Raw genomic sequence first — 12940 nt, forward strand, 5'->3', positions numbered from 1 at the left:
CCGGCCTACGTTCGGACCACACCGATATGTTAAGTGACAGGGCGGAATGCCTCGTTAGGGTCGGGCGCATGATCTGTCGATTGCTCTGCCTTCTTCTGCTGATGACCGGGCCCGCCTTTGCCATGGGTCCCTGGAAAACCGAATGCCACGGCAATATTGCCTGTGATCTCGGTGACCGTTCGTATCACGTTCTTGAACCTGATGGCTGGGATGGTGAAACACCTCTGCCCGTGCTGCTGCATTTCCATGGTTGGGCGCGGCAAGGAACCGTGGTGGTGAACCACGAACGGATTGCAGGGGCCACGAAACGTCGGGGTGTGCTGCTGGTGGCCCCGAACGGTCTGGGCAAAAGCTGGGATTTCTGGTCCGCAAGCTCGGATGATGTGCCTTTTGCCGACCGGGTGCTTGAGGATATCGCCGGGCGCTATCCGATAGACCCGACCCGCATCTATGTATCAGGCTATTCCTTTGGCAGTGCGATGGCGTGGCGCTTTGTCTGCGAAACCGGCGATGATATCGCAGCGCTGCTGGGTGTGGCCGGAACACTCCGCCAGACCGAGACCTGCCCGCAAGCCCCGCAAGAGGTGCGGCATGTCCATGGGACAGATGACACGGTAATGGATTTCCCGTTTGGTCCGGGTGGCGACATGACATACCCGGTGGCGCTGTGGCGTGAGAAATATGGCTGCGGTGCAGCGACTCCGCGCGGTGATTGGAGTGTGGAACCGTTCCTGACGCTCATACGAGTGGAATGGACCGATTGCGCGCAGGGGCTGGTGACGCTGGACACGCATCCCGGTGGGCATTTCATCCCCCATGGCTGGATCGGATGGCAGCTGGATGAGCTTTTGGGCCGCACCCCCACCTATCCGTGACGCGCAGAGCTTGCACCCCGGCGCATTCTTTGCCATTGCCTGTGCCGACTGAATGTTTGCCAAAAAAGGCCCCGTGCAATGAAATTCACTCTGTCCTGGCTGAAAGACCACCTCGACACTGATGCTTCGGTTGATGAAATCGCCGAGGCGCTGACCGATCTCGGGCTTGAGGTCGAAGAGATCGTGAACCCGGCCGAACGGCTGGCAGGCTTTACGCTGGGCTATGTGAAACACGCCGAAAAACACCCTGACGCAGACAAGCTGCGCGTTTGCAAGGTCGATACAGACGAGGGCGAGCTACAGATCATTTGCGGTGCACCCAATGCGCGTGAAGGGATCACGGTCGTGGTCTGCAAACCGGGCATGTACATCCCTGGCCTGGACCTGACCATCAGCGTCGGCAAGATCCGCGGTGTCGAAAGCTTTGGCATGATGGCGTCCGAGCGTGAGCTGGAACTGTCGGATGAACATGACGGCATCATCGAACTGCCCTCGGGCGAAGTGGGTGATACATTTGTGGACTGGCTTGCAGAAAACGACCCTTCCAAAGTCGACCCGATGATCGAAATCGCGATCACTCCGAACCGCCCGGATGCGCTGGGGGTTGAAGGGATTGCGCGCGATCTGGCCGCGCGTGGAATTGGCACGTTGAAGCAGCGTGACTATACGCATGTTCCGGGTGATTTCGATTGCCCGATCAAGGTGACGATCGACGAAGACACGCTGGATGGCGCGCCACATTTCACTGGCCGTCTGATCCGTGGCGTGAAGAATGGCCCCAGCCCGCAATGGCTGCAGGATATGTTGAAGGCCATAGGTCTGCGTCCTATCTCGGCGCTGGTGGATATCACCAATTATATGACCTACGATCACAATCGCCCGCTGCACGTGTTCGACGCCGACAAGGTTCAGGGCAACCTGCGGGTGCACCGCGCCAAAGGCGGCGAGACGCTGGTTGCGCTGGATGAAAAAGAATACACGCTGCAACCCGGAATGATGGTGATTTCGGATGACAAAGGTCCGGAGTCGATTGCGGGCATCATGGGCGGTGAGGAAACCGGATGTACCGAGGAAACGGTAAACGTCTTCCTTGAAAGCGCGTTCTGGGATCATGTTCAGATCGCTCTGACGGGCCGTGCGCTCAAGATCAATTCTGACGCACGCTATCGGTTCGAGCGCGGTGTCGACCCGGAATACACCCGCGAGGGGCTGGAACACGCGACCCAGATGATTCTGGATATCTGCGGCGGAGAAGCCTCCAACGTGGTAGAGGCGGGCAAAGCGCCGAACCATGCGCGCGCCTACAAGCTGAATGCGGAAAGGGTGCAGTCTCTGGTCGGGATGGATATTCCCGAAAGCGAACAGCGACAGACCCTGACCCGTCTGGGCTTTCGTCTGGAAGGCGAGATGGCCCATGTCCCCAGCTGGCGCCCGGACATCCTGGGCGAGGCAGATCTGGTGGAAGAAGTCGCGCGGATTGCTTCCTTGACTAAGCTGCAAGGCAGGCCGCTGCCGCGTGTGACTGAGGGGATACCGAAACCGGTGATGACCCCGGCGCAGCGCCGTCAGTCCATGGCGCGCCGTACCTGCGCGGCGCTGGGTTATAACGAATGCGTCAGTTATACGTTCATTGATCAGGCCTCGGCGGCTTTGTTCGGTGGTGGTGATACTACGACCATGCTGGAAAACCCGATTTCATCCGAGATGAGCCATATGCGCCCCGATCTGCTGCCTGGCTTGTTGCAGGCTGCGGCCCGCAATCAGGCGCGCGGTTTCGCGGATGTCGCCTTGTTCGAGGTCGGCCCGGTCTTTCACAATGGCGAGCCGGGTGATCAGAAAACCCAGATCACCGGCCTGCTGGTTGGACGTTCGGGCCCCAAGGATGTGCACGGTGCTGCGCGTCCGGTGGATGTGTTCGATGCCAAGGCTGATGTCGAGGCTGTACTGGCCGCCATTGGTGCGCCCGAAAAGGTTCAGATTTTGCGCGACGGCGATCCATGGTGGCATCCGGGTCGCCATGGCAAAATCTGTCTGGGTCCGAAAAAAGTACTGGGTGTCTTCGGAGAGCTGCATCCGCGCGTTTTGCAGGCGATGGACATAAAAGGTCCGGCAATGGCGTTCACCATCTGGCCGGACGAAGTGCCTTTGCCCCGCAAATCCGGTGCCACCCGCGCTGCGCTGGAACTACGCGACTTGCAGGCGGTCGAGCGTGATTTTGCCTTTGTCGTCGATGCCGATGTCGAAGCGCTGACGTTGGTGAACGCAGCCGCGGGTGCCGACAAGGCGCTGGTCGAGAGCGTGCGTGTCTTTGACGAATTCATCGGCGGCAGCCTTGGCGAAGGCAAAAAGTCTCTTGCCATTACCGTGCGCCTGCAACCGACCGAGGCGACGCTGAAGGAAAAAGACATCGAAGCCGTGGCCGAGAAGATCATTGCCAAGGTCGCCAAGGCGACGGGCGGAGTTCTGCGCGGTTAGAGCTCTGAGGCTCCAATGGAAAGCGCGCCTTCGGGCGCGTTTTTTATTTGGACAGGAACTTGGTCAGTAAGTCATAGACCAGCCGGATGCGGCGGCTGGTGTGCAACTCGCGATGCGTGGTCAACCAGATCGGAAATGTGATAGCCTCCATCCCGGGGCATACACGCTCCATACCTGGTGTCGCATCGCCGACGGTCTGCGACATGGGCGCGATGCCAAAGCCTTGTTTGGCGTATTCCCAAGCCACTATTCCGTTCTGAGACCCAAGCCGGAAATTCTCGTTGGTCAGGTGAATGCCAAGCGGCTTCAGATAGGCGATCATCTGATTGTTGTCGCCAAAGCTGATGAACTCATGCCGTGAAAGGTCCTGCTTTGATTTTGGGCGTCCCGCACGGTTGAGATACTCTGTGGTTGCATAGAAATGCCCCGACGCCTCCTGTACCAGCTTCGCGATTAGGTCGGGTTGATCAGGACGGACATGGCGGATCGCGATATCTGCCTCGCGCCGCATAAGATCCTGAATATCGTTTGAGGCAATCACGTCAATCCGCAGGCGCGGGGCTTGCGCCCGGATTTCGCGCAGCAGGTCGGGCAAGACATAGGCCGACATCACGTCACTGGCGGTGATGCGAACCCGGCCTTCAATGGATTGTGCCTGTCCGGACGCCGTCAGCGCGATGCGGTTGGCGGCGTCCCCCATTTTGCGAGTATGATCCAGCAGCTCCAATCCGGCCTGAGTGATCTCAAGGGTTCTGCCAACCCGTTCAAACAGCATCACGCCCAAGTCCTGTTCAAGCGCTGCTATCTGGCGACTCAGGGTAGGCTGCGTTTGCCGCAGCTGCCGTGCCGCCGCGGAAAATGACCCAGTTTCAGCCGTCGCCAGAAAGGCCCGGATGTGGTTCCAATCAAAATCGCCAAAATCATTCATACAAAAATGTATAGTAAACCTGCAAAATTCGGCAATTTATATTCGGTCTGCGCATGAATAAGTTCTCGTCGAAAGGAGACTCCTCAATGACCACCACTGCGAAATTCTGGGATGGAGTGGCCGAGAAATATGCCTGCTCGCCCATCAAGGATATGGCTTCGTACGAGCATACGCTGGAACGGACAGCGTCTTACCTGAAGAAAACCAATGATGTTCTGGAACTAGGGTGCGGCACAGGCATGACTGCTCTGAAGCTGTCCGGATATGTAGGATCTATCACTGCAACCGATGTGTCCCCCGGTATGTTGGCCGTTGGACGTCGAAACGCCGCTTCGCAAAGCATCGAAAACGTCACCTTTACCGAGGCTGATGCAAATCGACCGCCTGAGGGTTCTTTTGATGCGGCGCTGGCATTCAATCTTTTGCACCTGGTCGAAGATCTGGATCTGACATTGAGCCGAGTACATTCGGTCCTTAGACCCGGCGGACTGTTTATTTCGAAAACATTTTGCCGACCGTCCAGCGGAGCGAGCCTGAAGTATTACGCTATTCGTCTCGCGCTTCCGATCATGCAGTTCTTTGGTAAGGCTCCGTTTGTGCGATTCCTGTCTGAGGCGGATCTTGATGCGGCCATTGAACACGCCGGGTTCCGCATCATCGAGAGCGACAGTTTCCCCGTACGTGACGCTCGCCGATTCCTAGTGGCTCGCAAAATGTAGGGGTTTTTCCGGAATTTGCGTTGGGCTTTGGGTGTGGGACCCTTAAATTGGTCGGAAACAACAGCGGAGTTTGCCATGGGCCTGAACGTTTATCTTTCCGGAGAAATCCACACTGACTGGCGTGAGCAGATCATCGATGGGGCGCAAGGCTTGGACGTGACCTTCAACAGCCCTGTTACTGATCACGCGGCCAGTGATGATTGTGGTGTGGCCATTCTTGGGGCCGAGCCGAACAAGTATTGGCACGACCACAAGGGAGCGATGGTCAATGCGATCCGGACCCGCAAGGGGATTGCAGATGCGGATGTTGTCGTCGTCAGGTTTGGCGACAAATACAAGCAGTGGAACGCCGCCTTTGACGCGGGTTATGCTGCAGCATTGGGCAAGTCGATCATCGTTCTGCATGGCTCGGATCACCAGCACGCGCTGAAAGAGGTTGATGCCGCCGCGTTGGCTGTGGCGGAAGAACCCGTTCAGGTGGTCGAAATTCTGCGTTACGTGCTGACAGGCGCTCTGCCCGGCTGATCGATAAAAGGGGCGCCGGTTTGGCGCCCCATTTCTTTTGACTGTTATCAGTCTCGTGCGGGTATGGCTTTGCCGCGCTGAACCGCTGGGCGTTGGAAGAAACGATCGACATAAGCGACGACATTGGAATAACCGTCCCAGTCAACAACATCCTTAGCACCATAGAAATCCAGTGCATTCAGCCACGGAGCAAGAGCGATATCCGCGATGGAATACTCGCCCGCGATCCAATCCTGTCCTTCCAGTTGCGTATTCACCACGTTCAGCAGGCGCTTGGCTTCGTTGATGTAACGCTCGCGCGGGCGCGGATCTTCTATCGCGCTGCCTGCGAATTTGTAGAAAAAGCCTAGCTGGCCAAACATTGGTCCGATGCCGCCCATTTGAAACATCAGCCATTGTGTGATCCGGTGCTTGTCTGCCGCGTTTTGGCCAAGGAACTTACCTGTTTTCTCGGCCAGATACAGAAGGATGGCACCGCTTTCGAACAGGGCCAGCGGCACGCCATCCGGACCGTCGGGGTCGATTATCGCCGGGATCTTGTTGTTCGGGTTCAGCGACAGGAACTCGGAGCTTTTGACATCCGCATCTGCCAGTGTCACCAGATGCGCCTCATAGGGCAGGCCGGTTTCCTCAAGCATGATCGAGGCTTTGACGCCGTTTGGCGTTGGATAGGAGTAAAGTTGAAGGACGCTGGGGTCCTTCGCAGGCCATCTGTCGGTTACAAAAAAAGGCGTAAGTTGAGACATGAAACCTCCTGAGTAATGCCGTTTGGGGAAAAGTAGGGTGGCTTTCCCCTAAAAAACATACCCTTCTTCATGCGTTTAACGCACAATTCCTATGCGCTCATGCGTGAACAGAGGCGTGGTCTTAAAAAAGCAAGAGGGATGCTATGCTGGAAGAATTCAAGACGTTCATTGCCAAGGGCAATGTCATGGACATGGCGGTCGGTATCATTATCGGTGCCGCATTTACCGCAATTGTTACCTCGTTGGTGGGCGACCTGATCAATCCGCTTATTGGATTGTTCACAGGGGGTATCGACTTTACGAACAACTACGCCGTTCTGGCAGGCGATGTGGCCGAAGGTGCCAGCCTTGAAGCGGCACGTGAAGCAGGCGCATCCGTCTTTGCCTATGGTGCTTTCATAATGGCGATCATCAATTTCCTGATCATCGCCTGGGTTGTCTTCATGCTGGTAAAAATGGTGAACAAGGTCAAAGACGCTGCCGAAGCAGAGGAAGAAGCGGCTGAAGAAGCCCCCACAGGTCCTAGCGAATTGGACATCCTGATGGAAATCCGGGACGCTTTGAAGAAGTAGGCCTGTCGTTTCGTCGCGACATCGGGCTCCGCACCAATCGCGGAGCCTGTATTATTAGAATTGCCGAACAGAAAACACGAGGAAATTCGAGATGGAACAAACCGCCGACTTGGCTGAGCAGGCGATTGGTATGGCCAATCAATACTTGCCGATTGCCTTGAATGCAGCGAAAGCTCTGATCGTTCTTGTTTTGGGTTGGATCGCCGCCCGAACGATCGCGAGTGTTGTACGCCGCCGGATCAACAAAACACCACAGATCGACCCGACACTTGGGAATTTTGCCGCCAGTGTGATCAAGTGGGCAATTCTGGCCATAGTTCTGGTCGCCGTTCTGGGGATCTTCGGGATAGAAGCCACCAGTATCGTCGCTATTCTGGGTGCTGCCTCGCTGGCTGTCGGGTTGGCACTTCAGGGTACGCTGAGTGATCTTGCGGCCGGTGTGATGTTGGTGGTTTTCCGGCCCTACAAGCTGGGACAGTATGTGGATATCGGTGGCTCGGCAGGAACCGTTATGGACCTGAGCCTGTTCACGACCGAGCTTGTGACCCCCGACAACGTGCAGATCATTGTTCCAAACGGTCGGGCATGGGGGTCGATCATCACCAATTATTCTGCCCATGACACACGACGTGTCGATCTGGTGTTTGGAATTGATTACGGGGACAGCGCAGATACCGCCATGCAGATCATTCTGGATGTGGCCAAGGCCGACCAGCGCATTCACAGCGACCCTGAACCCTGGGTGCGGGTCACGAATCTGGGTGACAGCTCGGTCGATCTGACTGCGCGGCTATGGTGTGCGGCAGCCGATTACTGGGACGTCAAGTTCGAGCTTACGAAAGTGGTGAAAGAGGCGTTTGACGCCAAAGGTGTTTCGATTCCGTATCCACATTCGGTCGAAATTCAAAAACAGGGGTGACGGCTGGCGCTCAATGATCTGACAGTCTTTCATACCGTCCGCGTATTGAAAAGGGCACCGCGTAGAAACGCGGTGCCCTTTTTTGTGAAAGCCGTCGGTTCGGTACCGAACGCGCCACCCTGAGAATTACCATCACCAGGCAACTTCAGGATAGGAGGCACTTACGATTTGACCACCACATTTGGCGAAACGACGTCGATGCCAAGGGCCTTGCCAACGGCATAGTAGGTCAGTTTGCCAGCATGAACGTTCAAACCTTCCAGCAAGTGCGGATCGTCCTGACATGCCTGTTTCCATCCCTTGTCGGCCAGCGACAGCATGAACGGCATCGTGGCATTGCCCAGTGCGATGGTCGAGGTGCGCGCAACAGCGCCCGGCATGTTGGCCACACAGTAGTGCATGATACCATCGACATTGTAGATCGGGTCGGCATGGGTAGTGGCTTTTGACGTTTCAAAGCACCCGCCTTGGTCGATGGCGACATCCACCAGTACTGCGCCGGGTTTCATCGTCGACAGTTGAGCACGCGACACCAGTTTCGGTGCGGCAGCGCCGGGGATCAGAACAGCACCGATGACCATATCAGCGTCCTGGATCAGTTCAGCGGTGGCGCCCGCTGTCGAATACTGGTTCTTGAAAGTTCCGCCAAAGACATCGTCCAGATAGCGAAGACGCGGCAGTGACCGATCCAGAACGGTGACATCAGCCCCCATTCCGGCGGCAATCTTGGCCGCATGTGTCCCGACGACGCCGCCGCCAATCACAACTACTTTGGCCGGGCCAACGCCGGGAACGCCGCCCATCAGAACCCCACGGCCACCATTTGCCTTCTGCAAGGTCCAGGATCCAACCTGAGGTGCCAGCCGACCGGCGACCTCGGACATGGGTGCCAGCAGCGGCAGACCGCCGTTAGCATCCGTTACGGTCTCATAGGCGATTGCGGTACAGCCCGACTCCAGCAGGTCGTGCGTCTGATCCGGGTCCGGAGCCAGGTGCAGATAGGTGAACAGCAACTGCCCTTCACGCAGCATCTTGCGTTCAACCGCCTGAGGTTCCTTGACCTTGACGATCATGTCAGCGGTGGCAAACACCTCTTCTGCGGTGTCAACGATTTGCGCGCCTGCTGCAACATAGGCGTCATTGTCGAAACCTGCGCCGATGCCTGCACCGGATTCGATCAGGACTCGGTGTCCGCGTGCAACCGCTTCCTGAGCGGCATTGGGCGTCATCCCGACGCGGAATTCCTGAGGTTTGATTTCCTTGGGGCAACCGATTTTCATTGGGCTCTCCGTTCATAAGCTGCTTAAATTATGTGCATTTCGTGGCGCAATTTCTGTGAAAGAAAACGTGCTAATGGACTTTTCTTTGGAAGAATTTCCCGTACTATTCAAAAAACTCGCAAAGGAATTGCAGGAATGAGCCTGGACACGACCGATCGAAAGATTCTGGCCGCACTTCAGAAGAATGGCCGGATGTCGAATTCCGAGTTGTCTGAACAGGTCAACCTGTCTCCGTCTGCGTGCCACCGCCGCGTTCAACGGTTGGAGGTTGACGGCTATATCCGCAACTACGTGGCTCTGCTGGATGCGCGGAAAATGAACGTGCCAACCACCGTTTTTGTCGAAATCACGTTACAAGGTCAGGCCGAAGAGGTTCTGGATGTGTTCGAAAAGGCGGTGGCCCGAATACCGGATGTGCTGGAGTGTCACCTGATGGCAGGTACCGCAGATTACATTCTGAAAGTTGTGGCGGAAAATACAGAAGATTTCGCGCGTATCCACCGGCAATACCTGTCGCGCTTGCCAGGGGTGGCGCAGATGCAAAGTTCATTTGCGTTGCGTACCGTGTTCAAGACCACGGCCTTGCCGGTCTGACCGTCATAATGGGCCGGGATAGGTGAACAGCAGCAGGTGGGTCAGGTTAAACCCGAAATGCATCGCAACAGGCACCCAGAGCCGACCGGTAGCATAATATCCCAACCCGCACCCCAGCCCGAGAAGGGCTGCGAATACTACAAGCGCGGGTCCTCCGCCGATATGCGCCAATCCAAACAGCAGGCTGGCGGAGACCAGACCGCCTGTTACTCCAAGGCGCGAGGTAATGGCCGACTGCAAGTAGCCGCGAAAGAACGCCTCTTCGGTAAGACAAGTCAGAAACAGGTTGGACAGGCAAAATACCATCCACCAATAAGGGGTTGAGAGGTCCAAGCGCACCGCGCCCAGCGATAGACCCAGCAGAAACAGGCCAGGCAAAATCAGCAAACCCGCTAGCAAAGGTATTATTCTGTTCTGGATTGCGCTGTTCAGCATTCCGGGACAGGCCAGAAGAACGGCAAAGAAGACCATGGGTTTGTCCAGATTCAGGTGCAGTGTGAAACTTGTGCTGAAAACACTTGCCTGCACCTGATCCAGCAGTTTCAAGTTGTTGAACCCTGGGAACAGATGTGCCCCCAATGCCAGGCACCACAGGATCAACAGCGTATGCCCTGCGATAGCGAGCAGACCTGTCTGGCGTGGGAGGAAGAAGGCCACGATCAGACCAAGCGCCACCGCCACGATTGCTGTCGGTGACATCAGCCCGGTAACCCAAGCAACACTGACGAACAGAACCAGCAGGGCAAACGCAAGGCCAGTTCGACGCACCATCGCCGCGACTTGCGCTGTGATCAGGATCAGCCAAGGCCAGGTGACCGGCAATGTCGAAAAGAAAAACGTCACGGCGTTCTCGTCTGAATTGTGGACTCAGTCATGCCGCACAAAAACAAGGCAATGCAAGCAACTAGGAAGCGCGCGACTGATGCCTTGTGTCTATTCTTGTGCTTGTATCCTTTGGGCCAGACGTACACATTCGGGTAAAAGACCATATACCCGTCCAGACCCTGATTTCCGATTGAGATTGCTGCAACGGATCGGCTTCAATTTATCTGATGACATCAGGCGGTTACACAGGCCCGATATGGTTCGAACCCGATGACTGAGAAGGAGCTGATCTTGGCTTACGAAAACGATGGGGGCACCAAGAACTGGCTTGAGGCCGAGTTGGAAGACACGCTGGACGAAGATTTCGAGATCGAGTTCAGCGAGCCTATGCTGTCGATGGAAGTCCGCAAAATCTATCGGGACCAGCACCCCGAAATGCTGGATCGCAAGGTCTATTTCCGAAACCTGCTGCGATTGCAGGCCGAGTTGATCAAGGTGCAGGATTGGGTGCAGCACACTGGTGCCAAGGTTTGTATCCTGTTTGAAGGCCGTGACAGTGCGGGCAAGGGGGGCGTGATCAAACGGATCACGCAGCGTCTGAACCCCCGTGTCGCCCGTGTGGTTGCTCTGCCAGCGCCCAGTCGCCGCGAGCAGAGCCAATGGTACTTTCAACGCTACGTGCCGCATCTGCCTGCCGCGGGTGAAATCGTCTTGTTCGACCGCTCGTGGTACAACCGGGCAGGGGTTGAACGGGTGATGGGCTTTGCGTCCGAGGATCAGGTCGAACAGTTCTTTCAGGACGTTCCCGAATTTGAACGGATGCTGGTCCGGTCAGGGATCATTCTGCTGAAATACTGGTTTTCGATCACGGATGAAGAGCAGCAACTGCGGTTCCTCATGCGTATTCACGACCCGATGAAACAGTGGAAACTGTCACCGATGGATCTTGAATCCCGTATTCGCTGGGAGGCGTATACGAAGGCCAAGGAAGACATGTTGTTCCGAACCAACATACCCGAAGCGCCGTGGTATATCGTTGAGGGTAATGACAAGAAACGCGAACGTCTGAATTGTATCGAGCATCTGTTGACAAGAATCCCCTACGAAGACGTGCCACAGGAAAAGGTCAATTTGCCGGACCGTCGGTACAATCCTGAATACGAGCGGCGGGTTTTGCCAGACGAGCTTTACGTTCCAAAGATTTACTGAGCAACGCATGCGAGGCCGGCAGGGCCGACCTCGCACAATTTCAAGTGATCAGGCCGCATCCATCATGCAGTCATGGGTGAAGATATTGATCATGAAGACATCGCAGCCATCGTCTTCGGCTGTTTGGGTGTCGACAGGCTCAATCTCGGTCTCCGGGGTGGTATCTAGGGTCGGCATGATATCGACGTCGTCGACATCTGCCACATCAGTGCCGTCATTCATGTCGTCGGCCCAATCAAACTCGTCAAACTGCGCTTGCAGGTTTTCAAGGAAGCTGGCGATTTCATCCAGAAAGGCCTGAATGTCAAAGCAGAAGGCTTCCGGCTCACCGCCATCCACGACTTCGGTATCGGGCGTTTCAGGTTGCGGTTCCCCGGTTTCGGTTACGTCAGTATCCGGCGCTTCAGGTTCCGGTTCTTCAGTTTCGGTTACGTCAGTGTCCGGTGTTTCGGGTGTTGGTTCCTCGGTACCGGGGGTTTCAGGTTCCGGTTCTTCGGTCTCAGTGACGTCGGTATCAGGCGATTCGGGGTCCGGTTCTTCCGTCTCTGTGACGTCGGTGTCCGGTGTCTCGGGTGTCGGCTCCTCAGTTTCGGGGGTCTCAGTCCCAGGCTCCTCGGTCTCGGTGACGTCAGTATCTGGGGTTTCGGTTTCCGGTTCCTCGGGCTCTGCAACTTCATCCGGTGTTGTCGGGGGAACGGGCGGCGCGTTTGTATTGCCGTTGTCCAGCATGACAGCCGCGTCGGTTGCGGCAAAGTTTTGCGTAACCATCACGGCATCGAAGCCCTGCATGTCACCGGTTTCGATCCCGATCCCGATATATTTGAAATCCGGGTTCAGGATATTGGCGCGGTGACCCGGACTGTTCATCAGGTTTTGATGCAACTGGGCGACATCGTCGCTGATACCCGGCGCGCCGCGTTCGGACTGCCATGCGATGTTTTCCCCGGTGCGCCAGCTTCCTTCAAGATCGAACCCCGCGTTTTGCATCCGCTGGGTTGCGCTGGAACCGCCTGAACCGGTGTGGCTGAAGGTGTCTGTATTCAGCATCCAGGTGCTGTGATCTTCGGACGAGTCGTTCAGCTGCGTTTCAAGTTGCAGCGGGTTGAGACCGCGGGACGTGCGCTCCTGGTTTATCAGCGCCAGCATCTCGCGTTCGTTTGTACTTGCAGTCGACATATTTGCCTCCGTTTGTGTTTGTGTCCTTGCGGACGGGCTCACTTAGAGGCGGGGACGTCGCGGGTGATAGAGGGCGGCGCAATTCAGGCGAGTTTTG

Annotated in this window: 13 protein-coding genes; 8 read left to right on the forward strand and 5 right to left on the reverse strand. The window is 56.4% G+C overall.

What is annotated here, in order from left to right; genetic code table 11:
• The first annotated feature begins 68 nt into the window (after positions 1-68).
• Both ACR0JI_RS10335 and pheT read left to right on the forward strand, forming a co-directional pair.
• The gene (locus tag ACR0JI_RS10335; RefSeq protein WP_480494377.1) at positions 69-875 is read left to right on the forward strand and encodes a CE1 family esterase; all 807 of its coding nucleotides are present in this window, start codon (positions 69-71) and stop codon (positions 873-875) included.
• Between the two features lie 78 nt (positions 876-953).
• The gene (gene pheT / locus ACR0JI_RS10340; protein WP_480494375.1) at positions 954-3350 is read left to right on the forward strand and encodes a phenylalanine--tRNA ligase subunit beta; all 2397 of its coding nucleotides are present in this window, start codon (positions 954-956) and stop codon (positions 3348-3350) included.
• Positions 3351-3393: 43 nt separating this feature from the next.
• On the opposite strand, the gene ACR0JI_RS10345 is transcribed toward pheT, so the two are convergent.
• Positions 3394-4278 carry a LysR family transcriptional regulator gene (locus ACR0JI_RS10345; protein WP_480474942.1) on the reverse strand — a complete coding sequence of 295 codons (885 nt, stop codon included), beginning with the start codon at positions 4276-4278 and terminating at the stop codon, positions 3394-3396.
• Between the two features lie 86 nt (positions 4279-4364).
• Between ACR0JI_RS10345 and ACR0JI_RS10350 the strand changes: the two genes are divergently transcribed.
• Both ACR0JI_RS10350 and ACR0JI_RS10355 read left to right on the forward strand, forming a co-directional pair.
• Complete coding sequence (locus ACR0JI_RS10350; RefSeq protein WP_480494373.1) at positions 4365-4997, forward strand: class I SAM-dependent methyltransferase; 633 nt, start codon at positions 4365-4367, stop codon at positions 4995-4997.
• A gap of 75 nt (positions 4998-5072) precedes the next feature.
• Positions 5073-5522, forward strand: coding sequence for a YtoQ family protein (locus ACR0JI_RS10355; protein ID WP_480494371.1), 450 nt, complete (start codon positions 5073-5075; stop codon positions 5520-5522).
• A gap of 47 nt (positions 5523-5569) precedes the next feature.
• Here the strand turns inward: ACR0JI_RS10355 and ACR0JI_RS10360 are convergent, their stop codons facing one another.
• Entirely contained in the window at positions 5570-6268 is a 699-nt protein-coding gene (locus ACR0JI_RS10360) for a glutathione S-transferase N-terminal domain-containing protein (protein WP_480494369.1), read from the reverse strand.
• A gap of 143 nt (positions 6269-6411) precedes the next feature.
• Between ACR0JI_RS10360 and mscL the strand changes: the two genes are divergently transcribed.
• Positions 6412-6840, forward strand: coding sequence for a large conductance mechanosensitive channel protein MscL (mscL, locus tag ACR0JI_RS10365; protein ID WP_480474950.1), 429 nt, complete (start codon positions 6412-6414; stop codon positions 6838-6840).
• Between the two features lie 130 nt (positions 6841-6970).
• Positions 6971-7759, forward strand: coding sequence for a mechanosensitive ion channel family protein (locus tag ACR0JI_RS10370; RefSeq protein ID WP_480494460.1), 789 nt, complete (start codon positions 6971-6973; stop codon positions 7757-7759).
• Positions 7760-7920: 161 nt separating this feature from the next.
• On the opposite strand, the gene ald is transcribed toward ACR0JI_RS10370, so the two are convergent.
• The gene (gene ald / locus ACR0JI_RS10375) at positions 7921-9039 is read right to left on the reverse strand and encodes an alanine dehydrogenase (RefSeq protein WP_480474952.1); all 1119 of its coding nucleotides are present in this window, start codon (positions 9037-9039) and stop codon (positions 7921-7923) included.
• A 135-nt stretch (positions 9040-9174) separates the two neighbouring features.
• Between ald and ACR0JI_RS10380 the strand changes: the two genes are divergently transcribed.
• Complete coding sequence (locus tag ACR0JI_RS10380; RefSeq protein ID WP_209506641.1) at positions 9175-9633, forward strand: Lrp/AsnC family transcriptional regulator; 459 nt, start codon at positions 9175-9177, stop codon at positions 9631-9633.
• 3 nt (positions 9634-9636) lie between these two features.
• Here the strand turns inward: ACR0JI_RS10380 and ACR0JI_RS10385 are convergent, their stop codons facing one another.
• A complete protein-coding gene (locus ACR0JI_RS10385) occupies positions 9637-10476 on the reverse strand; it encodes a CPBP family intramembrane glutamic endopeptidase (protein ID WP_480494367.1) in 840 nt (279 codons plus the stop codon).
• A gap of 252 nt (positions 10477-10728) precedes the next feature.
• On the opposite strand from ACR0JI_RS10385, the gene ppk2 reads away from it, so the two are divergent.
• Positions 10729-11667, forward strand: a complete 939-nt coding sequence (gene ppk2 / locus ACR0JI_RS10390; RefSeq protein ID WP_267365547.1) for a polyphosphate kinase 2 — start codon at positions 10729-10731, stop codon at positions 11665-11667.
• 48 nt (positions 11668-11715) lie between these two features.
• On the opposite strand, the gene ACR0JI_RS10395 is transcribed toward ppk2, so the two are convergent.
• The gene (locus tag ACR0JI_RS10395) at positions 11716-12843 is read right to left on the reverse strand and encodes a CAP domain-containing protein (protein ID WP_480494365.1); all 1128 of its coding nucleotides are present in this window, start codon (positions 12841-12843) and stop codon (positions 11716-11718) included.
• Positions 12844-12940 lie beyond the last annotated feature (97 nt).

The organism is Ruegeria sp. N10, from assembly GCF_056531545.1.

Excerpts from the sequence above, each read along its gene's own strand:
- ACR0JI_RS10345 (WP_480474942.1), bottom strand. The coding sequence starts at position 4,278 with ATGAATGATTTTGGCGATTTTGATTGGAACCACATCCGGGCCTTTCTG.
- ACR0JI_RS10370 (WP_480494460.1), top strand. The coding sequence starts at position 6,971 with ATGGCCAATCAATACTTGCCGATTGCCTTGAATGCAGCGAAAGCTCTG.
- mscL (WP_480474950.1), top strand. The coding sequence starts at position 6,412 with ATGCTGGAAGAATTCAAGACGTTCATTGCCAAGGGCAATGTCATGGAC.
- ACR0JI_RS10360 (WP_480494369.1), bottom strand. The coding sequence starts at position 6,268 with ATGTCTCAACTTACGCCTTTTTTTGTAACCGACAGATGGCCTGCGAAG.
- ACR0JI_RS10395 (WP_480494365.1), bottom strand. The coding sequence starts at position 12,843 with ATGTCGACTGCAAGTACAAACGAACGCGAGATGCTGGCGCTGATAAAC.
- ACR0JI_RS10335 (WP_480494377.1), top strand. The coding sequence starts at position 69 with ATGATCTGTCGATTGCTCTGCCTTCTTCTGCTGATGACCGGGCCCGCC.
- ACR0JI_RS10380 (WP_209506641.1), top strand. The coding sequence starts at position 9,175 with ATGAGCCTGGACACGACCGATCGAAAGATTCTGGCCGCACTTCAGAAG.
- ACR0JI_RS10355 (WP_480494371.1), top strand. The coding sequence starts at position 5,073 with ATGGGCCTGAACGTTTATCTTTCCGGAGAAATCCACACTGACTGGCGT.
- ACR0JI_RS10350 (WP_480494373.1), top strand. The coding sequence starts at position 4,365 with ATGACCACCACTGCGAAATTCTGGGATGGAGTGGCCGAGAAATATGCC.
- pheT (WP_480494375.1), top strand. The coding sequence starts at position 954 with ATGAAATTCACTCTGTCCTGGCTGAAAGACCACCTCGACACTGATGCT.
- ald (WP_480474952.1), bottom strand. The coding sequence starts at position 9,039 with ATGAAAATCGGTTGCCCCAAGGAAATCAAACCTCAGGAATTCCGCGTC.
- ppk2 (WP_267365547.1), top strand. The coding sequence starts at position 10,729 with ATGACTGAGAAGGAGCTGATCTTGGCTTACGAAAACGATGGGGGCACC.